The sequence below is a fragment of the Stenotrophomonas sp. GD03819 genome, from assembly GCF_029841665.1.
Taxonomy (GTDB): domain Bacteria; phylum Pseudomonadota; class Gammaproteobacteria; order Xanthomonadales; family Xanthomonadaceae; genus Stenotrophomonas; species Stenotrophomonas geniculata.
On record NZ_JAOCEW010000008.1, the window covers coordinates 94485 to 118304 of the forward strand.

Sequence of the window (23820 nt, forward strand, 5' to 3'; positions counted from 1 at the left end):
CTCCTTGTTATTGTTGTTGGTTGGAGTTCGGATCAGCGGCCAATCAGCAGTTCAATGAATCGCTTGAGTCCTCTCGATGGCTTCCCGATGGATGATTGGGTGCATTCAATGCCATTGCACGGCTCCAAGGTATCGATGTCGATAGGGTCCGCTTGGGGTGCAGGGGGTTGCGTCTCGAAACGCATCAAAGCTTCAAAGGACTTCACGTGCCCGTAGTGTGAGGCCACTTCAATGGCGGTGTAGCCATCCAAGTCCTGCAGCTTTGCCGGCGCACCGGTGTTGAGCATCCGTGTGATCAACGCGTCGTCGTCGTACAGTGCACAGCACCAATGCAACAGGGTCATGCCCCGCTCGTCTTTGCCCACCATGTTGACTCCATGATCCATGCACAAATTGATCATGGCTTTGGCTGCGCCAATCTTCTGTTCCTGGTCGGGAGTGAAGTGCTCGGCTCCTTCGCACATGATGGAACTGAACATGTCGAACAAAGCCACCACAGTGCCGTTGACATAGCGATCGCGTCCCACAACAACCGCCATACCGCCGTCTGTGGCGAAGATGGTTTTCTCGGCCAATCCATTGAAGGTGATCGGCGCTCCGGAACTGTAGGTGTCTTTCATTAACGCCGCATTTGGGTCCACGCTGGCGCATTGCTTGTGGGGTTCCACTTCGTTGGCGGCCACAGCGAACTGAGCCACCAAACGGTCGTCGCACTGCTTGAACAGTGGCGATGGCTCAGCCTTGTTCATCAACGCGTCTTGCGCTGTCTCCACATCAATGGAACGGATCGCTTCAATGAAGCGTTTGGTTTGGTTGCGGCTGTATTTGGGTACGAACATAGATCTCCTTTTAGTACGTGATGACTTTGACTGTGCGGGTTTGTTGCTCGCCTGTTGGTGTGCGAACCGTCCTCACTTCCTCCGCGACATTCGGTTGGGCCATGCCCAAGGTGCACTTGGCCAATCCCTCGTCGGTGATGCGGCATGAGCCGACAATCGACATGGAGACAACGAACCGAGCTTGAGATTCGCTTGCATTGGCAAGCAATGGAATGAATATAATGAGAGCGGCTATAAGATGTTTCATACGTATCCCCTTTCTGTTTCTTTCAGATAAACAGACACTCAAACATTGTCAAGCTCTTATCTTTACACTGGGCGAAATAATAAAGCCCGCGAAAGCGGGCTTGGTTATTGTTCGTTACATTCGCCGACGTGTTCGTATTGGAGTGTCCTCCGCTGCCACCGCCTGGGCCAACCGATCGCGTTGCTGTTGTGCCTGGGCGTGTTCAAGGTATGCGCTGATTGACGCATGCATGCTCGTCTCTGAGGGGGTCATATCGTCAGCGTTTCGTGCGCTTGCGTCCGCCCCCGCCTCAACAAGCAAGGCAACCGTCCTTAGATCGCCCCACATGGCCGCTGCGTGCAATGGAGTGTTGCCAATGCAGTCTCGTAACGTCAGATCCGCGCCTGCCGCTACCAGAACGTCAACCGTTTCGTGCGCGCCAACACTCAACGCCAAGTGCAACGGTGTCGCGTAGGACCAATCGGATCGCTTGTTGATATCGATGCCCGCGTTTATGCACCGCTGGATGGCCTTAAATTGGTTGTGCTGGGCAAGAACATGGAGAAGATGGTTACCCTCCCCGTCCACCGCTGAGGCGAGCCCTGTGGCGATGTAGTGGTCGCAAATGCGGTCCCACTCCTGCTCAATTTCGTCCTTGCCGATCACGCCCGTGAAAATGTGATTCACCAATATATCCACAGGCGTAATTGTTGTTGGTCTGGTCATATGCCCTCCAAAATGCTGATATGCATTCAATCAAACAGATCCGTCAAGTTTGTCAAGAAACAAAAGCCCCCAAATTGGGGGCTTTTGTTTTCTCACATCCGGCGCACTTGCGATCGTCGCTCATTCAACGCATCCCCGTTCTCATTGAGTATTGCTCTTTTTAATGTGTAGTTCTCTAAGAGAGTCTTGGACTCAATATGATCCTCAAGATTGACACCAAACGGCACCTCCATGTTGGCAGGTGTCTGGCCTTTATTGTTGCGCACCAATGGATCTGCACCCGCCTCCAACAAGTTGTGGATCAATTCAGGATTGGGACCTTTCTGCATTAGCCGGTGTAGTGCCGTGTTGCCGGAATATTGATCAGCGGCGTTTAAATCAATACCCAGTTCTTTCATCAACTGAACCCCATCCTGGCTCGCGTTGCGTTCAACAAACGCAGCATCACAATGATCCACGAACCGTTCCCCTTTCTTATTTTCGATATCCGTGGACGCGCCTGCATCCACAAGATACTTTGCATGCTCGATGTTCTGAATATGGTGGAGTGCGGTATCGCCCCTTTTCCCTTGTGCATTCACGTCATAACCAGACATCACAAGCTGATCCAACAACTGCGAGCCTTCACGATGGGCGTGTATTGATGCGAAGTGGTGAGGCTGGATCATTTCAGCGTATTTTTCGACCAGCAAATTTATATCAGCGCTTGATTTCATCAACCCCTCAATATGATCTTCCTTTGCGGGCGCTCCATTTTTAACAAGCAGTTCAACTCGATCAGGACCATTTGCCAAATCGACCAAATCAACAAGACTGCGACTATCGAAATCACCATCTCCATCGCTGTACGAATTCACATTAGCTTTGGCGTTAACATTCGCGCCCATTTCAATCATGTCGTTCATCACATCCAGAACGTGCCCATTAGCTTCCTTAGACATGACTTTGGCTGCAACGAAAGCCAACGGGGTTAATTCTTTGTTATCACTCAAACTGTGAACTTCGATTGGCGTGTTGATATCGTGCGCTTCAAAGAACTTCTTAATAGCGTCACGATCCAAGACAGCGCTTATATCATTTGTGTTGAGCACGAAATGTACGTCCTGGGTATTTATTGTTTGGTTTTGCTTCATTTGCACTCCTTATATATTGATTTCAGACTCTTGCGCAGGATGTACCGCAGCAATTCGCTTTTTCGCAACTTCTGCTCGCGGGCAATCGAGTCGAACTTTTCAACCAATGCCGGAGCATCCGAAACGAAACTAATACCCGAGCGAACAACTTCCCCATTGTTGGCGGTCTTATCTGGTCCTGTATATGAGTGCGGAGCACATCCCATTGAGATAAGTTCATCGCGATTGACCACTGGATTTTCCAGGAACTTCCACACGAGTTCTCTCATCGTCCCACCCATTGTCTTGTCGTGGCGCGCGGCGTAGGCGTCCAGCCGGTCATAGTTCGATTGCGTTTCAAAGAACATGGGGTAACCAATTTTACGTCGGCTGTAGACCCCAGATGGTTTCACTCGTCGCTGCTTGTGTTTCTTCGTTTGTTTCATCCCCCCTCCTTATTCATTGTGATTTTTAGCTGCTCATCCCTCCATTGCTGCAAGGTTAAGAACTTACTGTTACCGGTGAACGCCGTCATCTTCATGTACGCACGGCTCAAATCATCTTTTAGCAGATAGTCATGAACCCCTTTCGGCTGCCAAAAAGTCCTCCCCGTTATGTGCCGCCACTCGTAGTATCTCTTTCGTTTCATAGAATTCCATTTCTGTTGGCGTTGTATTCATAAAATCAGAACGTCCAACTTTGTCAAGCTCATTTCTTTACGGTGAAGTGTGGCCAAACAAAAGCCCCCCAAAAGGGGGGCTTTAGCTCTACCAGGACGCGATGACCTTTAGAAAGTCAAAGTCATGTTGATCGCACCAGTGTACACACCAGCAGTAAGCATACTCACGCCGTTGTCTCCCGCATCAAACTTAAACTCATAATCAAGGGCTTGCGTGCGCCCGTTCCCGACGTTGGACCACTCACCGCTGTTGGCGATGGTTGAGAAAGGACGCCCATCCGTGTGTTTAACGGTTGCAAAATAGGTCTTGTTTTGTCCAGATGTGTTTGTGACAAAGATTTTGCCTTCCGCGTCCGCATTTGTTTCAACCGTGTAGGGAAGCAAATCAGAACAAGTAGCAAACACGCGGCGGCTTTCAATAAAGCCTTCGTTAAGTGTCCCTTGGCGAGCATCAATTTCTGCTGAGATATCACCGTCAACTAACACTTCACAGTTAGCCTCGACCTTGATTGTGATAGGAACTGTCGCGGTTGAAGTTCCCGCGTAAGCAGAGCCCACAGACAGCAATGACAACGCTGCAACAACAATAGTTTTTTTAATCATATGCATTTAACTCCTTTATAGTTAGAAAGATGTTGGGGTGCAGGTATTGCACCAATTTAGTGAAACAGACAATTCAACATTGTCAAGACCACCGATTAGTATTCCAATCTCAATGAAATATCTGCGCGATACTCACCAGCAGCCGGGTAAAGGGCAGACGTTACTTTGAATTGGATGGGAATAGGCGTCCCGGCCTGGTCCGCCTGAATAGCTAAAGGCTGATCGACTGGATGACCATTTATTGAAACTGCGGTTTGCAAATCACTACCGGCACCCGCTCCCATCAGAGACCTGCCATCGGGGGCTGTGACCCACAGTGCGCCATTGGTCGGTTCATCGCAGCGCACAAGAAGTTGAACGACAGCCTCTGCGGACAACTGCTTTTCTATTTGCAATCCAACATCATCGTTCATAACGTCAACTGTACAGTCGGCTTTCGCAATTATCGGAATAGTAAAAAACATTAGTACCAGTAGCATTTTTTTCATTTAATAACCTCCTTGCATTCGATGGAGAGAACATCGAAAATTGACGAAGAAATTGCAGGCAATGTTGCTGTGCAACGTCCAGTTTCAGTCACAGCCTCGACACTGGCGCCCTCTGAGGGTTTTGCCAACACGAACGCACCACCTGGAGCAATCGCAACTGTTTCGTCACCTGTTTGAAGAAAGCGACCGTTATCGATGGGTACTCCGTGTCGAACCAAGCGGTATTCCCGCATGGTGTTGCTAATGGCGACGAACGTTACTTTTGCGCCACCATTACGAGGCGCTACAAAATCTTGGCTGGATGAGGCCAACTGAACGTCAAACGGCAACGTTGTTCCATCCACCGTAACGGCTGTGCGGTGCAATGATTGGACGTTGGATATGACGGCCACGCCGGATCGGTTCGATTTGAGTCTTTGCCCACCGACTCTCACAACAGAGTGGGGCTGACCAACATTTACCAGCGCATAGGATCCATAGGGACGTGCGGTGAGTGCCACCCCGCCCTCTCCCAGCCATAAGCCACCGCGTGCCCCGATGCGGGTTTGACTGTAGACGCCACTGCTCGTATCGGCGTCCAGTTCTATTTTGCTAAAGCGGGTGCGTGCTTGAAGGTAGGTGGTGTTGCCGTTGGGGTTTTGATTGGCCGTAGCGCTCCAATTAACGGTTTGACCGGCCACGCTTGTTCGCGAACGAAGCGCCGCGTTCAAGATGTTGCCCCGATTGGTATTGTTGGCGGTCACGGTGCCCGCCGTGACCTGGCCCCACTGGTGACGCCACGACACCATTGCCATGGTGTCTTTGCTGGTGAGGTTGCGCGACGCAAAGAAGCTCAATTCGTCTTTGGTGCTGACCCTCCACTGGGCACGCGCGGACAACACCTCGTTGGGATCCCGGCCGTCGTATTGGACCTTTGTGTAGTTGATCGAGCCGGTGACGCCCGGACGGTACAGGGCAAACCCTGCGCTGGTCAGAGACTTGGCACGGAACAACTGATCCCGCAGATCCGAAACCTGCCAGTAGTCGTCGTCCATCTGCGTGTGGCTGGCTTGCACGGCCCAATTGCGGGACCGACGCTCGTATGAAGCTGTGTAAGCCATGCCGTTGCCCCCCTTAGCCACGTCCACGGACAGGGCGCCCATGCGGCCCAAATTGAAGAGGTTGCCAAGCATGATGTTTGACTTGCCTTCCGCGACCTGGGCGGACCCAGATATCGTCCAGCGGTCGTTGAGCCCTCGGGAATAGAACCCACTGGCAACGAACTCGTCATAGTTGTTGCCCAACGATCCGTGGCGCAACTTGCCGGCTTGAAACTCCCATTCGCTGGCCCCTTGGCGCAGGCTGTTGGGGATGATGTAGACACTGCGGGTGGTCAAGGTTTCGCGGCCGAATTCGTCGCGCACAACCAATGCAATATCGTTCAATCCACCGTTAATATTCAGATTGGCGAATTGGTAAGGACCTGGCCGCAACTCGGCTTGCTGATTGCGCTGGCTGTTGATCAACAGTTCGGCGGTTGAGCGGGTGTCGGCAACACCCCCAAGCATGGGGACGGGATACAGGTTGTCGGACCGCAATGAGCGATCGGTTCCAACGCGGATGCCCCCGATGTTCACCACACCGTTCAATGACGCGTTTCGTGGTGTATTGAACACATCCCCGACCTGCACAACCACGCTCTTGCTAAAAATGTCTTTGCTCCAGGTGGTCAGCGATCGTTGGTAGTCGCTGCCCTCTGCATCAGTATTAAATTGCGCGGAGTAAAAGGCGTTTCCACCCCATACGTTCGTTCGCACATCGTGCGCAACCGAAGTGCGCCACTGATCAGAGTGATATGAAGACACGTCGTAGCCGATCATCAGCCCCTTTGGTGCTTCGCTCAGGTCGGTGTGCAGTTCACGCCCGGATCCAAGTTGCTGAGAGGGCAAGCGGGCCGACGGGACCGATAGCATGTACAACTGCTTGCTTGCATCAAAAGTGACCGTGACACCCAACGCATCAGCATTGATTGTTTCGTCCGTGATGGTGTCGGGGACCGTGACGCGGAACGACTCCCAGCGCTCTCGCGGCAAGGCAATTGTGTCCCCGACGACCTGTACAGGCTCAACGTCGGACATGCTCTTTCCGTTGACGCTAATCCCCGCAAGCGTTTCATTACTTGAGACGGTGGAATTGGTGTCTTGTGCGCGCGATCCAGTGGAAGCGAATGAGAAAAGAACCAAAGCCACCGCCGATGCGATGGCTCGATGTTTCATTCGTCTTTCAACTCCATTGGTTGACCGTTGACCAAGACACTTACAGAACCTGGGCTAAACCCAGTGAGAGCGAATTCGCGCGTCTCACCGGGATAGACATATCCCAGAAGTCCAGTTTTGGTCTTCCCGACACCGACGGCCGATGCCAATTGGGCGGTTGCATTGCCCGTGTTAGTAACAACCCACTTTCCGCCAACCCAACGCGCCGTCAATTGCGGCTTAGCGTCAGCGGAGCGAAAGATCCACGGGAAGTCCAAAGATGAAAGAGTCTGAATTCCTTTGATCTCAGGATTGGACAGTTGGGTCGCCCGTATTCGGTACACTTCTTCCCCGCCGCCCATTGGCGTGCGCAAGAAACGCACTGTCTGGGTTTTACCTGGACCAACGGTCACAACACTGGGAGCGAAGCGAATGTTTTGACTTGGGCTGCGTTTAGCCGTTCCGTTCTCGACAGTAACACTTTCAACAGAAATGCTGTACGTGACAGTCGATGATCCGTCGCTGTTGTTAATGGTCAATACACCCGTCTTTTCATTACCAGTATAGACCGTTGCCAATGGACCCATGGACACAGCATTGGCTAACAACGGCACTGAAAACAACGCCAAAGTCAATAGTTTTTTTATCATCCCAACCCCCTGTAATTACTAAGTTCATTCCATCCAACCAGATGATCGAACTTTGTCAATACATTCTCTTGACACTTTCTGCAATTCGCACGAAACCGAGCCTATTTCGTCCGATGTTCCTCATTGTTGTTATCGGCGTCACAGTAAATTTTTGACGGATACACTGGTTGTTACATCTTTCTAGATTGTCCAACAGAGGTGTGCGGGGGGTTCAATTCCTTACTGATCCGATTTGCCAGGGCAACCCTTTTGCGATGTAGATGGTCGGTCAGAAGGGCGACCACCGGTTCACATTGAACGGCCAACGCGACATTCAAAGTGGATTCAATTTCATGCTCATCAACACCCTGTTGCAGGATCCTCTCCATAACTGCGATAGCGTCGGATCCTATTTCGCCAGATAAAAACGCTTCTTTACAGATTAGCCATGTCGGATGAGGTGGCAGTCTTTCACCAACATCAATCATCGCGTCAATGAGCACAAGCAGATTGCTTGATCCACTGCGGATAAGGATGTTCAATGCACGCATGCATATTTCGTAAACACGCCCCGGAAACATATCGTGCGCGATGCGTACGTGCCATCTCAATGCGGCAATATTGTTTAGATTGGACACCAGTGATTTAGCCAGCCTAATTTCGTTTTTGGTTAAATGTTTTTCGGTAATCACTTGCCCTCCTCTTTTATTTGGCTATATCCTTTGCATGAGTTCAATGGAAGCCCAAACAATTCCCGCGCAAGCAGTCATACCACCCGCGAATATTGATGGAATAGTCAACGGGATCCGACACGGAATAAATTGCAAGCAGCAAACAAGCGCGCCGGCCGCTATCGACATTATTATTTTTAGCGAAGCAATCGCCACCCACATTGCGTCAAAGGAAACGCACCACATGATGCACACTTCCCTCATGATCACGACCATTGCAAAAGGAACTATTGAGCAAACAGCCATAAAAAATGCTTTCGTCCATCTCTTTGATCCAGCGTAAATGCCGGCGCTGATTAGATAAAACAGAAAGGCGGCAACGCTAGTTGCGTTCAGGGCTCCGAGGTCAGATACACCAATCATTGAGATCGAGCTTGAATGTTATCAATCGAACTCTGGATGACCCCTATCTTTTCAAAGGCCTCGGAAGAAAAATGCATCAAAAACAGAGGCAGCCCGACGTAAAGAACGTATTTCGCGGCTTGTTTTCGCAGGTAATTCATAGATATCTCCTTATTGTGTTGACGTACTTTGAGCTAAACAGACATTCCAACTTTGTCAAGCAAAAAACTTTACAAGATAAAGCGCTAAATTAAGAAATAAAAAGCCCCCGTTTTGCGGGGGCTTGATCAATAGGCAACGCTCTTAACGGCCGGTGTATCTCGCTTCATCTAAAGCCACAACGCGTACATCTCTTCCCTTGCCACTAAGGAACACACGCTGACCAGGATGGATGCGGCTGTCGGCGTCTTGGATGATCGATACAACTTCCGAACGTCCCCGCCCATCTGTGGTGCGGACGAAAATCTCGATTCCGTTCCGGTTGCTTGCAGCGCGTTGAATTGCGCCACCGGCCAATGCACCCGAGGTCGCACCAACCACGCGCGCCACATTGCGGCTGTCTCGGTGCTTGCGCTTGCTGGTGGCACGATCGCCCATCGCGGCCCCTAATGCCCCACCGATGACCGTGCCGGTGTTGACGGTGGAACGGTTGTCAATCCGAACATCGCGGACCATAACAACCACGCCTTCCTGGACGTTGCGCGAGACAAGCGCTTGGTCGCGTCCAAAGTGGGAGGCTGAGGTTGTCGATCCGGCATGGACGGTTCCAGCAACCATCATGGCTGCGATAGCAATTGAAATTAAAGATGTACGCATAAATCCCCCTTGTGTGAGAATTCTTCAATTCATCACACTTACGCATAATGTCAAGCTCACATCTTTAAGTTCTGTGCCCGCAGACGAAATCGTTCTTGCGCTTGAGCCAGAATGATGCTGCGTTCTCGTATTCGCAGCAGTGCTTTGTCCACATTGAATTGTTCAATAGGCGCCATTTTTAGCCAGTATTGAGCAATCACACTGGTCCGCAAACGCCAGTCCTGCTCCTGATTTACGCAGCGGTTAGCGAAATCCATGGGTGTCTTCCCTTTTTTGTCTTTTGCAAGAGGGTTGGCCCCATAGGCAACCAAAGCGTCGGCAACATCAAATCTTTTGTTGATCACCGCCCAGTGCAAAGCGGTTCGCCCCTGCTCGTCGGTATGCGTGATCAGATGTTGACGCGAGGTGTTAGCAAGCACACGCACGTCTTGTAGTGTTAGTTTATTCATGGCTTCCTCCAGAGTTTTCCTCAGAATTACAGAAGAGGAAACTTTGTCAAGCCAAAGAGTCTGACACTAAAAGATCAACTGCTGCTGGACCACTTCCCGACCTTTAAGCCCGACAGACATTTGCACAAGCGCGGCATCCATTAAAATAGATTTGCCGCCACCTTCTAGAAGCACTTCTTTAATTGGAACGTACCAACGGGTCTCGTCGTCGCCTTTGACGTTGAACTCAAGGTAGTCATCACGGATGGCTGCAATTTCTATGGTTTGGCGATCGACGCGTGCGCGCTGAACAGACGCAACAACATCATCCCCCAAACCAAAACGCTCCGACAGACGCTCCATGAAGATGTTGCACAGAACGGGCATTATGGGTGGGATGCTCATATCCAATAAATCACCATACTCTTGCGAATGTGATGTGCGGTTTGCAGTTGACCCAACCCCAGTGCGGGATATTATTTGGTGGCCGATATCTTCATCGGTCAACCCATCGCACAACCTCTGCACGTCCAACACGCTTGATGTTGTTGGCTGAGCAAGTAAGCGGGATCTAAAGCGAAGACCCGTGAGCTTGCACACTTCGTCTACCATGACCTTCAATGACTCCTCCTCACGCTTTTGAGCGTACTCAGCGGCCTTTGCTTTTACGCTGTAAATCAGAGTCATTTCATCTGCTAATGTTGGCTTCTCCATGCTCACCTCTGAGGTTGTTGGGTTGCGTGACGCCCTGGGGACATCTGGCGCAAGACACTTGATATCGAAACGTCGCGCTCACCACCATGCAAATAGACCTTGCTTGAGGCCACACTGTGAGTGGCCCCTGTATCGTTGTGCAGAAAGGTCACCACATCGTCTTTCACAGATTGCATTCGTACGGGGTGGTTTTCCCAACTGCCCCGAACAAAGAGTTGGGCGTCGCTCGGAAGATTGAAACGCTCACGCACCCGTTCTAGGAAGACATCACACAACTGCGCATTCAACAACGGAATGCTTGTGTCAATCATGTCGCGCATATTTTGGGGCAGTGTTGCACGCGACTGGGGGCCGGCAATGCCGGTGTTGGTCATGACCTGACGGCCGATTTCAAAATCGTTGTAGTCGCCCGATATGTTGTCAAAAGCCTCACGATGGCGTTCCACTTTGGACTCAAATAGTTTGAGTCGCAGATTCAATCCAGCCAACTCTTTGATTTGGTCAATCATCCCTTCCAACGAACGAGCATTGCCTGCCTTGTCGTAAACGGAAGACAGGCGGACGATCTCGCTTTCAAGAAGTTTTTGTGTTTGTTTAGCGCTCGCGTACCACATCACGCCACCTCCATTTCAGCCGTCTTAGTGCGGCGCACAACTTGAATGGTTGGCTTGGGTGACTCCTCACTGGATGGGCGCACCTCTTGTTCGTCGCGCTCCATCTCAAAGGCTTTACGGGTGTACTCTTTGACGTTGTAGTACGTCGCAATCTTTTCAGCCTCGGCAAACGCCGTGAAGATCAAAGCGTGGTCGTTTTTGAGAACCTTGATCCACGATTGCAAATAGGCAATGTGGTTGCCGGGGTCGTAGTCTTGATCCACCGACAAGCCCAAGCGGTCGGCGACGATCAGCGAAAAACATTCTGCGATCAACTCTTCTTTAGCGTACTTCTCCGAACCGAACTTGCCGCTGAGATCGCGCCCCAGGCGTGTGGGGTGAGCGCTTGCGTGTCCCGTTTCGTGCAAGGCGGTGGCGTAGAACCCTTCCATCGTGCGGAATTGTTCTTTGGTGGGAAGTTGCACATAGTCTTGGCCCACCGTGTAAAACGCGGCGTTGCCGCCGTACCGATAGTCAACGCCGCTGTCCTTCATCAGACGCTCGGCCTGTTCGTGACTCCACTCCACCGGCTTGGGTATTTTCGCCTCGCGAATGGGCAAGCCATCGCACTGTTCGCTGTTGAACACCGCCGATGTAATCAATGCAATTTTCTGCCGTCCATTCTCATCAAGGACGGGGTTTCCCTGCTTATCGGAGACATTGATGACGCGAACGACTTTGGAGCCTTTTTCACCTTTGCGCACCGTGCCGCCCAGTGCTTTGGCTTGGTTGAAGGTTAACCAGCCGTTGCTTTGGAAGCCCTGCGACGCCTGCGCCATCATCAGCATCATGACGTTGCTGCCGTGGTAGGTGTTTCCTCGGGCGTAGTTGTACGGCAGGCTTCCAAACGCTCCTGTCGAAATGTGCTGCTTCCAATCCCGTCGCCATGGGATTACGCCTTGCTGCATTTGCTCAATGATGTATTCGGCGGCAATGCTGCGTGCTTCGTCTTGCTTACTCATTGCCACCTCACATTGATAGTGTTTGTTCTTTCTTCGCCGCTCCATTGAGCTTTCTTGCAGCAGCTTTCTTAACGGCCTTACCAACTTCTTTGCTGGGCTTGTCCGCCACATGGATCACTTGCAACTTGTCTTCAACAAACGACTGCACAGGATCGAGTTGTGCCTGCTCTTGCTCAGCGGGTTTTACGGTCGGGTGGAACGCTTGTGATGTCTCCTGCTTCCAAACCTTGGAGCGCACGGGCTCGTGTTGGACTTCCGGCACTCCAATTGTTTTCAGGATTGCGTCTGCAGCTTTCGATGCCCGCAGCAATTCTTGCCAGTTGGGTCGGCTGTTGATGTAGTTTTGAGTCCAACCGCTGTCGTCGGGCTCGTAGGTCATCCCCAAACGGCTGGCGATCTGCAACAACGCCAATTGACGGCCCAAGCGGTATTGGCTGTCCTGCTCGCTGCCCTGTTCCCCAGGTTGCACGCCTTGGTAGCGGCTGGGGTGCGTGGCCCAATCGCTCAGAACGAACATCAGATCGTGGTAGTACGCGCTCTTGCCGTCCGGGTGCTTGGATGTGTATTCCGACTGGGGCCGCATATACAAGGTGTCGGTTGAACGCTCGTAGTAGGGCGCGTTCATGGGATCAAAGGAAATTTTGGCGCCAGTCTTGGCGATCAGATCGTCCAAGAACGTGTCACGAGTTTCGGCCTTACCGTTCCAGGCGAACTGTTGCTGGGTTAGTGGCAAATTTTTGATTTGATCGCCGTTGAAACACACCGACATTACCGACTTGATTTCGCCATCCTCTTGCTTGTAGGTGCTTTCAATCTTTGTGGCTTTGCTTTCGCCTTTCGCGATGTAGTACCCATTCTTCTTGATTTGCTCGGACTTCATATAGATGGGGCTTGTGAAGCCACGATCGAGCGCAACAGTCATCAATTGAAGTGCGTTGAAATCCTTGAATGGGTAGCCACTTGCTCCAATCGGCCAGCCGCCAATGACCGGCAGCGGCTTTTCTTTTTCGTTGAATCCATAGTCCAAAATGGACCGGCGTTCTCTTAGTTGGTCGTAAAACCGTTCTGCAATGTCCTGCTTCAATTCGTTTGATGCGCTCATAACCGTGCCTCCAAGTTAATAGAAATGCTCACCCCTTTTTCCAATGCTTGCCGTATGCGGTACAGAACTTCGTCAACCGTGAGAAGCTGTACGCTTGCGTCGTCAAAGTCGTGGTGCAAGAGAATTCTTAAATCACCACCAACCTTGTACACAGCGAACCGCTCTGCCGCGATCAGATCGTCCCACCAGTCTTCTTCTTGTTCTGAATTCATGATATGTAATTCCAAATTATTGAAAATCATTAAATGGATGAAAATTTGAAAGTCAAGCTTTTTGGTGTTTCGCAATTCAGTGTTTAAAAAAAGTATCACGCACAAAAAAGCCGCCCGAGGGCGGCCATTCTTGTATGCATCGTACTTTTAACTATCGTCCATCCTCATTCCTCCGGTGCACGTTGGTCATGACCTCCAACAGACGCAGACAGTGACCATGAAGGGCCATTGATTGCACGTGCGCATGCAACTGTTCATCAACCCCTTCTCTAACCTTTCCATATCCCAGCATCAACTCACCCTTAGTCGCAATCATCGCGTTCCATTCGTGCAACATATGAGAGGGCATCTTGTGCAAGTGTGTAAAACCTTGCGCCACCCAACGCGCCCTCTCCTGCAACTGTTGAGGATCTTCGTACAGCTGCTGAAAAGCCGCGCAGAATGCCTCTTCGATGTCTTTGTTTGTGTTCGTCATTGCAGGAACCTCCATTCGTCGTCCATAAAATCTTTATCACTCATTTGCAAAACAGCGGGGACAGCATTGAAAGAGACCTGCTCATCAACCTCTTTAAGTGCTTGCGAGCGATCGAGGGGGCTGGACGGCATAAGAAGCTCGCCAGTCGGCAGTTCGTAGCGCGGCTGCACGGCAAAGCGGGCGCGAACGCAATTGACCTGGACACCCTCAATACGCCGCGTATCGCCGCGAGGGGACTGGGGCCGCTCAAACCCTGGCATGGCCCAAAAACGGGTCCAGAACTGCGGCGCGTTAAGCACGTAACGGCCATCACCTTCGCAGAATTTGACGTACGAGTTGTACACCTCAGATTTGGGAGTCAAGGTGTTGGCGTCGGGCACAATACCGACATCCTCACGCCACGCACCAACACAATCATTTTTGTTGCGAATAGAGTGTTTGAACGTTTTGGAGGCTTCCGGCCACTCGTTTTCGGGGAGGAAACCGCCGCGCTTCACAATGCGGCTGACGCCTTCCAGCAACCAGTCTAGGACTATGTGAGCTTCATCCTTGAGAATACGCTCAGCAAGATTTTGAATGGCCTGGTACGTACCGTGGCGTTGGCTCCACTTGACCACGCACAAGCGGCGGTACATGCCGTCTGTTGCGTCGGTGATCATGGGTTCGTCGTTGGAACTGACGATGTGGCACGATGTGTTTACGAACTCCACCATATCGCGGTACAAAAACTTAGCGGTCAGCAAATCTCCACCGCTGAGGGCTTTGAACGCCTCTTGATCAATGCCGCGTGCCCCCTTCTTAACTTCCGGGGTGAAGATCAAACTGGAGTTCACGCAGTTTGCAAGCATCTGTGGTTCACCACACTTATCCAGCCAGATTTGAGCCGTGCGGTGATGGAAGCCCCGAATGATTGACGACATCACGCCCTTGCCATTGCCGCCCGTTCCGACCCACCACCACACCAATTGATGGGGACCCGGAATAAGCGTCAATGCACACTGTTCTTGCACCAGAGCGCGAATATCCAAGTCCGGCAATGCGCTGGCCAGAAACCGCCCAAACATCGAGTTGGCGGGGACCGATTGAGGTGTGTGGCGCTTGTTGTACGCAGTGCTTACGGTGGCGTTGACCCCAAAAGTCAACCCAAGTTTTTTGTCCGCTGGAAGAACTGTGACCACGCCTTCATTGTCAACATGTAGATAGCCATTCTTTGTAGCAATAACAAACGTTGATCCATTCCGCTCAGGAAGTGGCTCAAGGGAGTTCACTGAAAATTTGAAACAATCCATGGACGCAGCATTGGTGGCTTTGTCCGGCATATGATTGAACAGGAATTGTGATGCCATTGCCGTGCCCTCGGACAGCGACACCGTGTCCCAGAAGACCCCGTTCCACTTATAGGCAATACCATTTGCCATCGCCCAGTCCCCACACGCGCCACTGTTGATGTAATTGACCCAGTTCCACGCGGGTGTGTGGGAGGTCACAATGTTCGCGCTGTTGATTTTTTTGATCTTCGGCTGACCTGCTTTTGCTTTTGGCTTAGTTTTTTTCGCGACCGCGGGTGATGGTGTTGACACACCAACGTTATTTGATACGTTAATTGCAGACATATTTTTCTCCTATAGTTTTACCTCTCTAAAACCGCGCGGTTGCCGCCGCGCGGTTTTTTATGCTTTTTTGACCGACTGGAACAACCAACCGTCCTGAACAGCCAAATCTGTGAGTTCGCGGATGTACTCTGAAACGGTCAATCCACTGCGTTGCGCCACGTCTTCCAGAAGCGCCAACTTCTCCTGGTCAAAGCGAAATGTTCGATTGACTTTCTGAGGCCGTGCGCGACGACGATACGGCTTCCTTTTTTTGATGATCTTGAATTGTAAAACGTCACCCATAAAAAACCTCCACATTTAAATAAACACCAACCAGTTCTAATTTATTTTTTTATCTTGTCAAGCATATTTTGCATTGCAAAATTCAAGAGCCTTACGGCGCAAATTATTTGCGTCATTTAACCCGAGTCAATACCGCCTATTTCACGATGCAACTTCAGTGTTTTTTTTGCCCCTACATCAAAATCCCATTCAAACCCTTGCGCCACAATGGCTTGAGCCAAATCTTGTTGAATATATTGCAATACAAATTATTGCGTGAGTAGGGTCTTGAGTAGGGTCTTGAGTAGGGTAAAAATGAACCACCCTACTCACTCAAAACCTTTGGCACATAAGCATTTCAGCCATATTGAGTAGGGTGAGTAGGGTAAAACCTTTAAAAGTTATATATAAAAATGCATTCCCGCACCACTTTTAAGCAATTTTCATAAATATTTATAAAATTCCACCCTACTCACCTACTCACCCCTCAGAAAGCTACTGCCGCAATGCTTTGTGGTGAGTAGGGTGTATTGTGGGCCACCCTACTCATCCAATAATTTGCATTGCGTTTTATTATTTCAAACAACAACCCTGAGACCAACCTCACATCACCAGGTCTAATTTTGGAAGAACCGGCTCCTGTTTTCGACCATGAAATCACGAAAAGCCGGAACAATTCCGGATCGATCGGAGTGACGAATTCCGTGCATCACTCCCAACCCTTCCGGGTACACGTCAGTAGAGAACATCATCAAGTAATGAATGCGCCTCTTCCGGATTGTTGAGCTTGGGTTGTCGTGCACTGAATATGCGTTAATCGCTGCTTTGAATGCCGCGCAGCTTTCTTCCCGCGCCGCTTTCAATTCGGCCACTGACATGCCTGCATTAAGTTCTTTTCCATAAAAAAATGTGTATGCTCCCATTACTTTCTCCCGTGTTAATTTAGATTTGCCTTCCTACGTATTTCATTGCGTTATCAGCCATTGCAATTCAAATGACTTTTCATTTCACCCGACCTCACTCATGCCCACTGCATAGACCCTCGCGTACTCCTCAGCAAAATCACAGAAGTCCTTTTTGAGTTGTTTGTTGACGGTGCCAATGAGTTCCTGACTGCCACCAATCCACTCCAAACACACGCCCTTCTCGCTGGTGAAAACACACAAGCACGCTTCAAACAGCTTGCGAAGCTCATCGAAGTCGTACTTTGCAACAGCAAACTCCGTCAAGGTCTCGGCAGCAAATGTATTAAGGCGAGACAACATAACGTTCGTGGAACTCCCTTCGCGCATAAAATGCATTTCCGCACTCGATTTAATGATCAGTTTTTTAAGATCATTTTCACGGTCAGCTGATGAGGCAAGGTCCGACGCGAGGACTGCGAGCGGGCCAAATCCAATGACAACGAATGCTTCGTGGGCGGGGTTAATGGCGTAATCCAACATTGATATTTCCTTTCGGTCACCGCGTCGTTGCGGCAAGCAAATATTGCGTTCGGCTGGATTTATTTGCGACAAAAAAAAAGCCCCCAAATTGGGGGCTGCAAAGGACTGCAAGGGACAACTAGGGACTGGGGCTTAACGCAGCATTATTACAATGCTTGAGTCAGGACGTTCCGTTCGTGCGCGGCAATACGTTCTTGAACCACATCGCGTTGTTGCTGCTGCTCATCCAACAACAACTGTTGCGCTTCAATCATCAATTCCGTGCTTCCCCACTCCATTTCGGTGATCAAGTCATAGATGCCGTCCACAACCGTGTTGTCGTCCAGTTGGTTGGCGTGGGCCACGATGACCCCGTTCGCCACCTGGAACGCATGGAAATGCACACTGGGCATTACGGGGTGTTGGAGCCACGCGTCCACGTCGCTCTTTCTGTAGCGCACAGGCGTGGTGGACCATCTCTCATCGGTGCGTGCAGGGCGTTCCCCAATGGTGGGGGGCGGCAAGCCTTGATTGCGCAGGCGCTGCAACGTCTTCGTGCTGACCTGCATCAACACTGCAGCTTGTGCAGCGGTTAAGTGCAGATCCCCAGGCGCTTGGGCGAGCGCTTGCCTCTGCTGTTCGTCAACCTTCGCCATCGCTGCCTCCAATGTGACGCAACAGTTCGTGCCGTTGGACCCTGGACAGGCGCAGCTCGTCCAAATCCCCTATTCCAGAAGTGAGTGCGACACGAACGGTGTCAGCCCATTGCACGAATACATTGATATCCGCCCACTGAAGCTCCAATGCCTCCAATGCTGACAGGTGTTCAATACGGGCTTCGGTCAGCGCTGAAATTACGTCCTCCTCGCTCAAATCGTAAACCGTTCCTAGCAGGCGCGACTTGTCATCATGGATCCAAGGCAGTGATGACGTGGCGTCGTGGATCCCAGCAAAGCCCATGCTCTTCTTATCCAGCAGACGCCTTAGACGTGCAATCTCAGATTGCAGCCCCTTGTTTTCAAGCTCCAATTCCAGCAGCGCCAATTCCGTCTTCTTTGCGGCCACGGCCGATTTGATCTTGCGTTCCTTGTAGCTTGACGCCGACAACTGCTCGCGCCATTCGTCCAGATCGGCCAGCTTATAGAACACTTTTGCCGTTTGGCCCAGGCCACCGCTGCTGCTTAAACTTGTTGACTTTGGCCCCATACCTTGCGCGTTGTACCGCGACAAGGTGCGTGTGTGAATCCCCAAATAATAGGACGCCGCTTCGCGCCCCACGGACTGAATTGCCCCGGATTTGGCGCGTTCAATCTCGGCCTCCAATTCGCTCGCACGCAGTGCTTGGTAGCCATCAGCGTCACGCTTAAGTGTCACAGCACTCATTGGTCAAACCTCTTTGATCTGGATGTCCACACCGATACCTTGAATTTCGTCCAAGATACAGCCCAGACTTCCAATTGTTGCACCCATCTTCCCCTTTAGGCGGTCTTTGCGTTGAACAGTTAGAGCGTTTGAGAAGTTCTCAAGGATCCAGTTCCGGCTTCGCCGGATCTCATCACTGTCCAGCGCTGCCAATCGTTCATTGATGGGATGAAACAAGCACCTCAACTCCTGAAAGCGTCTGAGCGCAAATTGGGTGTACGTGGTTTCGGCGGTGCGTTGATCCATACGTTTTGCGTCCTCAACCAGTCTTTTGAAGTCGCGCACATCGCGGTACAGAACCCTCAATTCTTCCACGGAATGTTCCCGCACCCTCCTCTTTTCCGTGAGTTCGTCAACGAAAAGCATTCCGTTACTCATCATCTTCCTCGCCTTTAACCGGACGCAGCCCCGAATGAATGACGGGCATCTTGTCATTCAGTTCATCCAAAAATGGCTTTTCCGCACCCTTCAACACATTCCAAACTCGGGGACTGGTCGAAATCATGACCTCTTCCACTTTGGAAAAAGCCTCCCGCAAAGCCCCCCACTCCTGCTCATTGTATAGGTCCGTGACATTGGCCGAGCCATTGTTGACTTTGTGATTGAGCATGTCAGAGACAATGCGGCCGGACATAAGGGCCTCGGCAAACCTCCCCAAAGTTCGGCGCAAATCGTGGGGCGTCAAACCAATGTCAATCTCCTGGCGCAAATCCAACATTCCCGCGTCCACACGCACGTTTTTGATAATGGATTTGCTGTCACTGTAGTGGCCTTCTTTTGAGCGTGTGGAACGGGCTGGGAACACCCATTTCATTCGATCAGCCTTTTGCTCAACCCGATACACTTCACGCTGCGCTTTGGCAATTGTCATGTAGTCGGATGTCGTCTTTTTGACCTCATCCACACCCCTCCTTGCACGCTCCAATTCGTTGGGCAATTGCGCTTCGGCGTCCTTTGCGTCGTTCAATCGTTGGATCAGGATTTTTTCTGCAAAGTAGGCAACAGGCAGAAAACGGACCTCACCATTTTTTGTGTCGTGAAAGAACACCTGCGAGCCAGGACGTTTGGTGCTGGGGTTGATATCACCAGCATTGGGCGCAAGCCACACCCAAGACACTCGCTCATTGGCAAGATCGTCTTTGGATACCTTGTCGTACCACTGCAATTGAGTGGCCTCGTTACGTCGCGCGCCCCACAGCAGCGTCAACAGCAAATAGTCCACCGCAACGGCGTTGTGTTTGTTCTGCAAATTCCTGCGAAACACCAACGTCTTTAGCACCGTGGACAATGTGCCGTCCTCTTTGCCCAGCGGATTGCGCACCTGGGCTTTGCGGTAGTGTTCGCGCTTCTCTTTGGCGCCTCGCCACAGTTCCAAATCAAACAGTGACTCAACAGGGTTGAACTGAATTGCGACCTCCCGCCCTTCCCTGTGCGCGTCCAGTCGTTCTTGTCTCAGAACAATTTCAATGGCCCGGTTCAAATCGGCAAAGGTGTGTTCAACGGCCTCAATGCCTGCCGACTTGGCCCGTTGAATATATTTCCCTGACAAGCCCATGGCCGCGTAATCCTCCATCGGCAATGACCACCATTTTTCCTTTGCGGCCAACAGTGGCTTGACCTCTGCGGGGATCCGGTTGGACTTAAGCATTGCCGACGTGCGCAAGGCGTTCCACGCCTTCACAATTTGGTCGTGGGTCAAATCGCGAACTTGGATGTCCGCAAGCGCCACCTCATTGCGCGCCAGTCGCGCCAAGCTGTTTTGCACAGCCTTAGTGCTGTTGGCCTTGCGTTTGCCGGCCTCCACTTGCGCGTCCAGACGTTCGATATAGCGCTCCATGCAGGCGCGCACCGTAATGTGCTTTGCGCTCGTCGTTCTGCGCTCTTGGGCGTCCCTGCGCCGGGGGCTTTCCCCTCCCGACTGCACAATGTACGCAATTTCCGTTCGGGCCTTTTCATGCGCCTGGACGATCGACATGTCGTCCACGGAGCCCAGAGACACGCGCACCACACGCTCCCCCACCCGCTTGCGCACTTCAAATGAATTGCCGCTGGTGCCAACGTACACACCAAACCCTGTGGGCGCTCCTTGCGTGTCGTCCACAAAGCGGTAGGGCTTGGGGTCCGGGTTCGGTTCAATGACCGTCTTGCCGTTGGCGTCCAATGCCGGACGCTCATTGATGGTCAACGCCCGCAACTGTCGATCGCTCAATTTGTATCGCTGCTTGCTCATCTCTGTCACCCTTGTCGTGGATACATTGCTGTGTCCATGGCGCTGCGGCATACGCCGACTGTACTATGCAAAACGCCCGTGGACACACTGTTTCAGCCCCGCCGTCTCCCATGGACACCAGATGGACACTTTTTGTGCCCACAAGCGTCCTACGGCGCCCTCTGGTGTCTCAAGTTGTCGCCGCGCCGCCTCGTCTAACGTGCTGATTAGCTTCAATAATTCATGAAAAACAACGACTTATCGGGTCATACACCCGCCATGAAGCAGTTCTTCGCGGCCAAGTCCGATTACCCGGACCTGCTGCTGTTCTTCCGCATGGGTGACTTCTACGAACTGTTCTATGACGACGCCCGCAAGGCGGCGCGCCTGCTCGACATCACCCTGACCCAGCGCGGCAGCTCCGGGGGCGCACCGATCCCGATGGCCGGCGTGCCGGTACATGCCTATGAAGGCTACCTGGCGCGGTTGGTGGCACTGGGCGAGTCGGTGGCGATATGCGAACAGATCGGCGACCCGGCGCTGGCCAAGGGCCTGGTCGAGCGCAAGGTAGTGCGCATCGTCACTCCCGGCACGGTCACCGACGAAGCGCTGCTGGATGAACGCCGCGACACCCTGCTGATGGCCCTGTCGCGCAGCAAGCAGGGCTACGGCCTGGCGTGGGCCGACCTGGCTGGCGGCCGCTTCCTGGTCAACGAAGTGGAAACCGACGACGCCCTGGAAGCCGAGCTGGCACGGCTGGAGCCGGCCGAGCTGCTGGTGCCCGACGAAGAAAACTGGCCGGAGTTCCTGCGCCAGCGCACCGGCGTGCGTCGCCGCGCGCCGTGGCTGTTCGATGCCGACAGTGGCCGCCGCCAGCTGCTGAACTTCTTCAAACTGCATGACCTGAGCGGCTTCGGCATCGATGACAAGCCGCGCGCGACCGCTGCCGCCGGCGCCCTGCTCGGCTATGTCGAGGAAACCCAGAAGCAGCGCCTGCCGCACCTGACCTCCATCGCGATGGAGACTGCCGGCGAGGCGATCGCGATGAACGCCGCCACCCGCCGCCATCTGGAACTGGATACGCGTGTTGATGGCGACACCCGCAATACGCTGCTGGGCGTGCTCGACAGCACGGTGACGCCGATGGGCGGACGCCTGCTGCGGCGCTGGCTGCATCGTCCGCTGCGCCTGCGCGAGGTGCTGGTACAGCGCCACCATGCGGTGGAAACCCTGATCGATCGCGGCAGCGACGCTGACATCCGCGAGCAGTTCCGCCGCCTTGGCGACCTGGAACGCATCCTCACCCGCGTGGCGCTGCGCTCAGCGCGCCCGCGCGATTTCTCCACCCTGCGCGACGGCCTGGGCCTGCTGCCGGCGGTGCGCGACGTGTTGGCCCCGCTGGACTCACCACGCCTGCAGGCCCTGCATGCGGCGCTGGGCGAGCACGACGAGTGCGCGCAGCTGCTGGCCAGCGCCATCGCCGAGATGCCGCCGCTGAAGTTGAGCGACGGCGGCATGCTGGCCGATGGCTTCGATGAAGAGCTGGACGAACTGCGCCGCCTGTCCACCCACGCCGACCAGTTCCTGGTCGACCTGGAACAGCGCGAGCGCGAAAGCAGCGGCATTGCCACCCTGAAGGTGGGCTACAACCGTGTGCATGGCTACTACATCGAAATCAGCAAGGGCCAGTCCGACCGCGCGCCGGTGCACTACACCCGCCGCCAGACGCTGACCAATGCCGAGCGCTACATCACCGAAGAACTGAAGGCGTTCGAGGACAAGGTGCTGTCCGCGCGCGACCGTTCGCTGTCGCGCGAGAAGTACCTGTACGAGCAGCTGCTGGGTACCCTCGGCGGGCAGCTGGAGCCGCTGAAGCAGTGCGCCGCCGCACTCAGCGAACTGGACGTGCTGGCCGCCTTCGCCGAACGCGCGCAGTCGCTGGACTGGGCCCGGCCGGAACTGCAGGCCGAGCCGTGCCTGAAGATCGAACGCGGCCGCCACCCGGTGGTCGAGGCGGTACGCGAGCAGCCGTTCGAACCGAACGACCTGGACCTGCATCCGGACCGCCGGATGCTGGTCATCACCGGCCCGAACATGGGCGGTAAATCGACCTACATGCGACAGAACGCGCTGATCGTGCTGCTGGCCCACATCGGCAGCTTCGTGCCGGCCAGCCGCGCATTGATCGGCCCGATCGACCGCATCCTGACCCGCATCGGCGCCGGCGATGACCTGGCCCGCGGGCAGTCCACCTTCATGGTCGAAATGGCCGAGACCAGCTACATCCTGCATCACGCCACCGCCCATTCGCTGGTGCTGATGGATGAGATCGGCCGCGGCACCTCCACCTACGATGGCTTGGCGCTGGCCGACGCGGTGGCCCGCCACCTGGCCTACCAGAACCGCTGCTACACGCTGTTCGCCACCCACTACTTCGAGCTGACCGCGCTGGCCGACGAGCAGCACGAGGGCGGCCGCAGCGGCATCGCCAACGTGCACCTGGATGCGGTCGAGCATGGCGAAGCGCTGGTGTTCATGCACGCGGTGAAGGACGGCCCGGCCAACCGCAGCTTCGGCCTGCAGGTGGCGGCCCTGGCAGGCCTGCCGCGCGCCACCGTAGCGCAGGCGCGCCGTCGCCTGGCCGAGCTGGAACAGCGCGGTGGTGAAAGCCATGCCGCCGAGCTGGCACCACAGGCATTGGATGCACCGCAGCAGTTCGGCCTGTTCGCGGCGCCATCGAACAAGGCACAGGAAGCACTGGCCGCCATCGATCCGGACGAACTGACGCCGAAGCAGGCGCTGGAAGCGTTGTATCGCTTGAAAGCGCTGCTGTAGCCGCAGCGCAAGCGCTTGGCCTCCTGCCTCGCAGGAGGCCCATCGAAAGATTTCGCAGATCTGATTCTAAGTTTCAATTGACAGA

Annotated in this window: 27 protein-coding genes; 2 read left to right on the top strand and 25 right to left on the bottom strand. The window is 53.2% G+C overall.

Annotated elements, in window-relative coordinates:
* Nucleotides 1-32: 32 nt before the first annotated feature.
* The 9 genes from N5D45_RS06865 to N5D45_RS06905 all read right to left on the bottom strand — a co-directional run bounded on the left by N5D45_RS06865 (nucleotide 33) and on the right by N5D45_RS06905 (nucleotide 8228).
* Nucleotides 33-839, bottom strand: coding sequence for an ankyrin repeat domain-containing protein (locus N5D45_RS06865; protein ID WP_279938642.1), 807 nt, complete (start codon nucleotides 837-839; stop codon nucleotides 33-35).
* A 361-nt stretch (nucleotides 840-1200) separates the two neighbouring features.
* A complete protein-coding gene (locus tag N5D45_RS06870) occupies nucleotides 1201-1791 on the bottom strand; it encodes an ankyrin repeat domain-containing protein (RefSeq protein WP_279938643.1) in 591 nt (196 codons plus the stop codon).
* A gap of 92 nt (nucleotides 1792-1883) precedes the next feature.
* The gene (locus N5D45_RS06875) at nucleotides 1884-2924 is read right to left on the bottom strand and encodes a hypothetical protein (RefSeq protein ID WP_164160705.1); all 1041 of its coding nucleotides are present in this window, start codon (nucleotides 2922-2924) and stop codon (nucleotides 1884-1886) included.
* The gene (locus N5D45_RS06880) at nucleotides 2921-3349 is read right to left on the bottom strand and encodes a hypothetical protein (protein ID WP_164160703.1); all 429 of its coding nucleotides are present in this window, start codon (nucleotides 3347-3349) and stop codon (nucleotides 2921-2923) included. The genes N5D45_RS06875 and N5D45_RS06880 overlap by 4 nt, the downstream gene beginning before the upstream one ends.
* Before the next feature lie 341 nt (nucleotides 3350-3690).
* Nucleotides 3691-4191, bottom strand: coding sequence for a hypothetical protein (locus tag N5D45_RS06885; RefSeq protein ID WP_279938645.1), 501 nt, complete (start codon nucleotides 4189-4191; stop codon nucleotides 3691-3693).
* 89 nt (nucleotides 4192-4280) lie between these two features.
* Nucleotides 4281-4673, bottom strand: a complete 393-nt coding sequence (locus N5D45_RS06890; protein ID WP_141650956.1) for a hypothetical protein — start codon at nucleotides 4671-4673, stop codon at nucleotides 4281-4283.
* Nucleotides 4670-6928, bottom strand: a complete 2259-nt coding sequence (locus N5D45_RS06895) for a fimbria/pilus outer membrane usher protein (protein WP_279938646.1) — start codon at nucleotides 6926-6928, stop codon at nucleotides 4670-4672. The genes N5D45_RS06890 and N5D45_RS06895 overlap by 4 nt, the downstream gene beginning before the upstream one ends.
* Nucleotides 6925-7557 carry a fimbria/pilus periplasmic chaperone gene (locus N5D45_RS06900; RefSeq protein WP_279938647.1) on the bottom strand — a complete coding sequence of 211 codons (633 nt, stop codon included), beginning with the start codon at nucleotides 7555-7557 and terminating at the stop codon, nucleotides 6925-6927. The genes N5D45_RS06895 and N5D45_RS06900 overlap by 4 nt, the downstream gene beginning before the upstream one ends.
* A 170-nt stretch (nucleotides 7558-7727) precedes the next feature.
* Nucleotides 7728-8228, bottom strand: a complete 501-nt coding sequence (locus tag N5D45_RS06905) for a hypothetical protein (RefSeq protein ID WP_164160695.1) — start codon at nucleotides 8226-8228, stop codon at nucleotides 7728-7730.
* Nucleotides 8229-8271: 43 nt separating this feature from the next.
* On the opposite strand from N5D45_RS06905, the gene N5D45_RS06910 reads away from it, so the two are divergent.
* Nucleotides 8272-8550, top strand: coding sequence for a hypothetical protein (locus N5D45_RS06910; protein ID WP_279938648.1), 279 nt, complete (start codon nucleotides 8272-8274; stop codon nucleotides 8548-8550).
* 362 nt (nucleotides 8551-8912) lie between these two features.
* Here N5D45_RS06910 and N5D45_RS06915 read toward each other — a convergent pair whose 3' ends face one another.
* The 16 genes from N5D45_RS06915 to N5D45_RS06990 form a co-directional block, all read right to left on the bottom strand.
* Nucleotides 8913-9425, bottom strand: a complete 513-nt coding sequence (locus tag N5D45_RS06915; protein ID WP_279938649.1) for a glycine zipper domain-containing protein — start codon at nucleotides 9423-9425, stop codon at nucleotides 8913-8915.
* Between the two features lie 56 nt (nucleotides 9426-9481).
* Nucleotides 9482-9874 carry an ankyrin repeat domain-containing protein gene (locus N5D45_RS06920; protein WP_279938650.1) on the bottom strand — a complete coding sequence of 131 codons (393 nt, stop codon included), beginning with the start codon at nucleotides 9872-9874 and terminating at the stop codon, nucleotides 9482-9484.
* A 66-nt stretch (nucleotides 9875-9940) separates the two neighbouring features.
* Nucleotides 9941-10567 (bottom strand): hypothetical protein, encoded by a 627-nt coding sequence (locus tag N5D45_RS06925; protein ID WP_279938651.1) that lies wholly within the window; start codon nucleotides 10565-10567, stop codon nucleotides 9941-9943.
* Nucleotides 10568-10569: 2 nt separating this feature from the next.
* On the bottom strand, nucleotides 10570-11184 hold the full coding sequence (locus tag N5D45_RS06930; protein ID WP_279938652.1) for a hypothetical protein: 615 nt from the start codon (nucleotides 11182-11184) through the stop codon (nucleotides 10570-10572).
* Nucleotides 11181-12182, bottom strand: coding sequence for a zincin-like metallopeptidase domain-containing protein (locus tag N5D45_RS06935; RefSeq protein WP_279938653.1), 1002 nt, complete (start codon nucleotides 12180-12182; stop codon nucleotides 11181-11183). The genes N5D45_RS06930 and N5D45_RS06935 overlap by 4 nt, the downstream gene beginning before the upstream one ends.
* A 7-nt stretch (nucleotides 12183-12189) precedes the next feature.
* On the bottom strand, nucleotides 12190-13284 hold the full coding sequence (locus tag N5D45_RS06940) for a zincin-like metallopeptidase domain-containing protein (RefSeq protein WP_279938654.1): 1095 nt from the start codon (nucleotides 13282-13284) through the stop codon (nucleotides 12190-12192).
* Complete coding sequence (locus N5D45_RS06945) at nucleotides 13281-13496, bottom strand: hypothetical protein (RefSeq protein WP_032956330.1); 216 nt, start codon at nucleotides 13494-13496, stop codon at nucleotides 13281-13283. The genes N5D45_RS06940 and N5D45_RS06945 overlap by 4 nt, the downstream gene beginning before the upstream one ends.
* Before the next feature lie 151 nt (nucleotides 13497-13647).
* Nucleotides 13648-13971, bottom strand: coding sequence for a hypothetical protein (locus N5D45_RS06950; protein WP_032956332.1), 324 nt, complete (start codon nucleotides 13969-13971; stop codon nucleotides 13648-13650).
* Complete coding sequence (locus tag N5D45_RS06955) at nucleotides 13968-15584, bottom strand: DUF5906 domain-containing protein (protein ID WP_279938655.1); 1617 nt, start codon at nucleotides 15582-15584, stop codon at nucleotides 13968-13970. Before N5D45_RS06955 ends, N5D45_RS06950 begins: the two co-directional genes overlap by 4 nt.
* A gap of 57 nt (nucleotides 15585-15641) precedes the next feature.
* Nucleotides 15642-15866 (bottom strand): hypothetical protein, encoded by a 225-nt coding sequence (locus N5D45_RS06960; RefSeq protein WP_032956336.1) that lies wholly within the window; start codon nucleotides 15864-15866, stop codon nucleotides 15642-15644.
* A gap of 596 nt (nucleotides 15867-16462) precedes the next feature.
* Nucleotides 16463-16768 carry a hypothetical protein gene (locus tag N5D45_RS06965; protein WP_279938657.1) on the bottom strand — a complete coding sequence of 102 codons (306 nt, stop codon included), beginning with the start codon at nucleotides 16766-16768 and terminating at the stop codon, nucleotides 16463-16465.
* Between the two features lie 84 nt (nucleotides 16769-16852).
* Nucleotides 16853-17290, bottom strand: coding sequence for a hypothetical protein (locus N5D45_RS06970; protein ID WP_032956337.1), 438 nt, complete (start codon nucleotides 17288-17290; stop codon nucleotides 16853-16855).
* 146 nt (nucleotides 17291-17436) lie between these two features.
* The gene (locus N5D45_RS06975) at nucleotides 17437-17925 is read right to left on the bottom strand and encodes a helix-turn-helix domain-containing protein (protein WP_279938658.1); all 489 of its coding nucleotides are present in this window, start codon (nucleotides 17923-17925) and stop codon (nucleotides 17437-17439) included.
* The gene (locus N5D45_RS06980) at nucleotides 17912-18652 is read right to left on the bottom strand and encodes a hypothetical protein (protein ID WP_279938659.1); all 741 of its coding nucleotides are present in this window, start codon (nucleotides 18650-18652) and stop codon (nucleotides 17912-17914) included. Before N5D45_RS06980 ends, N5D45_RS06975 begins: the two co-directional genes overlap by 14 nt.
* Nucleotides 18653-18655: 3 nt before the next feature.
* Complete coding sequence (locus N5D45_RS06985) at nucleotides 18656-19069, bottom strand: hypothetical protein (RefSeq protein ID WP_279938660.1); 414 nt, start codon at nucleotides 19067-19069, stop codon at nucleotides 18656-18658.
* A complete protein-coding gene (locus N5D45_RS06990; RefSeq protein ID WP_050483472.1) occupies nucleotides 19062-20921 on the bottom strand; it encodes an integrase family protein in 1860 nt (619 codons plus the stop codon). The genes N5D45_RS06985 and N5D45_RS06990 overlap by 8 nt, the downstream gene beginning before the upstream one ends.
* Before the next feature lie 258 nt (nucleotides 20922-21179).
* On the opposite strand from N5D45_RS06990, the gene mutS reads away from it, so the two are divergent.
* A complete protein-coding gene (mutS, locus tag N5D45_RS06995) occupies nucleotides 21180-23735 on the top strand; it encodes a DNA mismatch repair protein MutS (RefSeq protein WP_228355354.1) in 2556 nt (851 codons plus the stop codon).
* Nucleotides 23736-23820 lie beyond the last annotated feature (85 nt).

Excerpts from the sequence above, each read along its gene's own strand:
- N5D45_RS06865 (WP_279938642.1), bottom strand. The coding sequence starts at position 839 with ATGTTCGTACCCAAATACAGCCGCAACCAAACCAAACGCTTCATTGAA.
- N5D45_RS06870 (WP_279938643.1), bottom strand. The coding sequence starts at position 1,791 with ATGACCAGACCAACAACAATTACGCCTGTGGATATATTGGTGAATCAC.
- N5D45_RS06875 (WP_164160705.1), bottom strand. The coding sequence starts at position 2,924 with ATGAAGCAAAACCAAACAATAAATACCCAGGACGTACATTTCGTGCTC.
- N5D45_RS06880 (WP_164160703.1), bottom strand. The coding sequence starts at position 3,349 with ATGAAACAAACGAAGAAACACAAGCAGCGACGAGTGAAACCATCTGGG.
- N5D45_RS06885 (WP_279938645.1), bottom strand. The coding sequence starts at position 4,191 with ATGCATATGATTAAAAAAACTATTGTTGTTGCAGCGTTGTCATTGCTG.
- N5D45_RS06890 (WP_141650956.1), bottom strand. The coding sequence starts at position 4,673 with ATGAAAAAAATGCTACTGGTACTAATGTTTTTTACTATTCCGATAATT.
- N5D45_RS06895 (WP_279938646.1), bottom strand. The coding sequence starts at position 6,928 with ATGAAACATCGAGCCATCGCATCGGCGGTGGCTTTGGTTCTTTTCTCA.
- N5D45_RS06900 (WP_279938647.1), bottom strand. The coding sequence starts at position 7,557 with ATGATAAAAAAACTATTGACTTTGGCGTTGTTTTCAGTGCCGTTGTTA.
- N5D45_RS06910 (WP_279938648.1), top strand. The coding sequence starts at position 8,272 with ATGGAAGCCCAAACAATTCCCGCGCAAGCAGTCATACCACCCGCGAAT.
- N5D45_RS06915 (WP_279938649.1), bottom strand. The coding sequence starts at position 9,425 with ATGCGTACATCTTTAATTTCAATTGCTATCGCAGCCATGATGGTTGCT.
- N5D45_RS06920 (WP_279938650.1), bottom strand. The coding sequence starts at position 9,874 with ATGAATAAACTAACACTACAAGACGTGCGTGTGCTTGCTAACACCTCG.
- N5D45_RS06925 (WP_279938651.1), bottom strand. The coding sequence starts at position 10,567 with ATGGAGAAGCCAACATTAGCAGATGAAATGACTCTGATTTACAGCGTA.
- N5D45_RS06935 (WP_279938653.1), bottom strand. The coding sequence starts at position 12,182 with ATGAGTAAGCAAGACGAAGCACGCAGCATTGCCGCCGAATACATCATT.
- N5D45_RS06940 (WP_279938654.1), bottom strand. The coding sequence starts at position 13,284 with ATGAGCGCATCAAACGAATTGAAGCAGGACATTGCAGAACGGTTTTAC.
- N5D45_RS06945 (WP_032956330.1), bottom strand. The coding sequence starts at position 13,496 with ATGAATTCAGAACAAGAAGAAGACTGGTGGGACGATCTGATCGCGGCA.
- N5D45_RS06950 (WP_032956332.1), bottom strand. The coding sequence starts at position 13,971 with ATGACGAACACAAACAAAGACATCGAAGAGGCATTCTGCGCGGCTTTT.
- N5D45_RS06955 (WP_279938655.1), bottom strand. The coding sequence starts at position 15,584 with ATGTCTGCAATTAACGTATCAAATAACGTTGGTGTGTCAACACCATCA.
- N5D45_RS06960 (WP_032956336.1), bottom strand. The coding sequence starts at position 15,866 with ATGGGTGACGTTTTACAATTCAAGATCATCAAAAAAAGGAAGCCGTAT.
- N5D45_RS06965 (WP_279938657.1), bottom strand. The coding sequence starts at position 16,768 with ATGGGAGCATACACATTTTTTTATGGAAAAGAACTTAATGCAGGCATG.
- N5D45_RS06970 (WP_032956337.1), bottom strand. The coding sequence starts at position 17,290 with ATGTTGGATTACGCCATTAACCCCGCCCACGAAGCATTCGTTGTCATT.
- N5D45_RS06975 (WP_279938658.1), bottom strand. The coding sequence starts at position 17,925 with ATGGCGAAGGTTGACGAACAGCAGAGGCAAGCGCTCGCCCAAGCGCCT.
- N5D45_RS06980 (WP_279938659.1), bottom strand. The coding sequence starts at position 18,652 with ATGAGTGCTGTGACACTTAAGCGTGACGCTGATGGCTACCAAGCACTG.
- N5D45_RS06985 (WP_279938660.1), bottom strand. The coding sequence starts at position 19,069 with ATGAGTAACGGAATGCTTTTCGTTGACGAACTCACGGAAAAGAGGAGG.
- N5D45_RS06990 (WP_050483472.1), bottom strand. The coding sequence starts at position 20,921 with ATGAGCAAGCAGCGATACAAATTGAGCGATCGACAGTTGCGGGCGTTG.
- mutS (WP_228355354.1), top strand. The coding sequence starts at position 21,180 with ATGAAGCAGTTCTTCGCGGCCAAGTCCGATTACCCGGACCTGCTGCTG.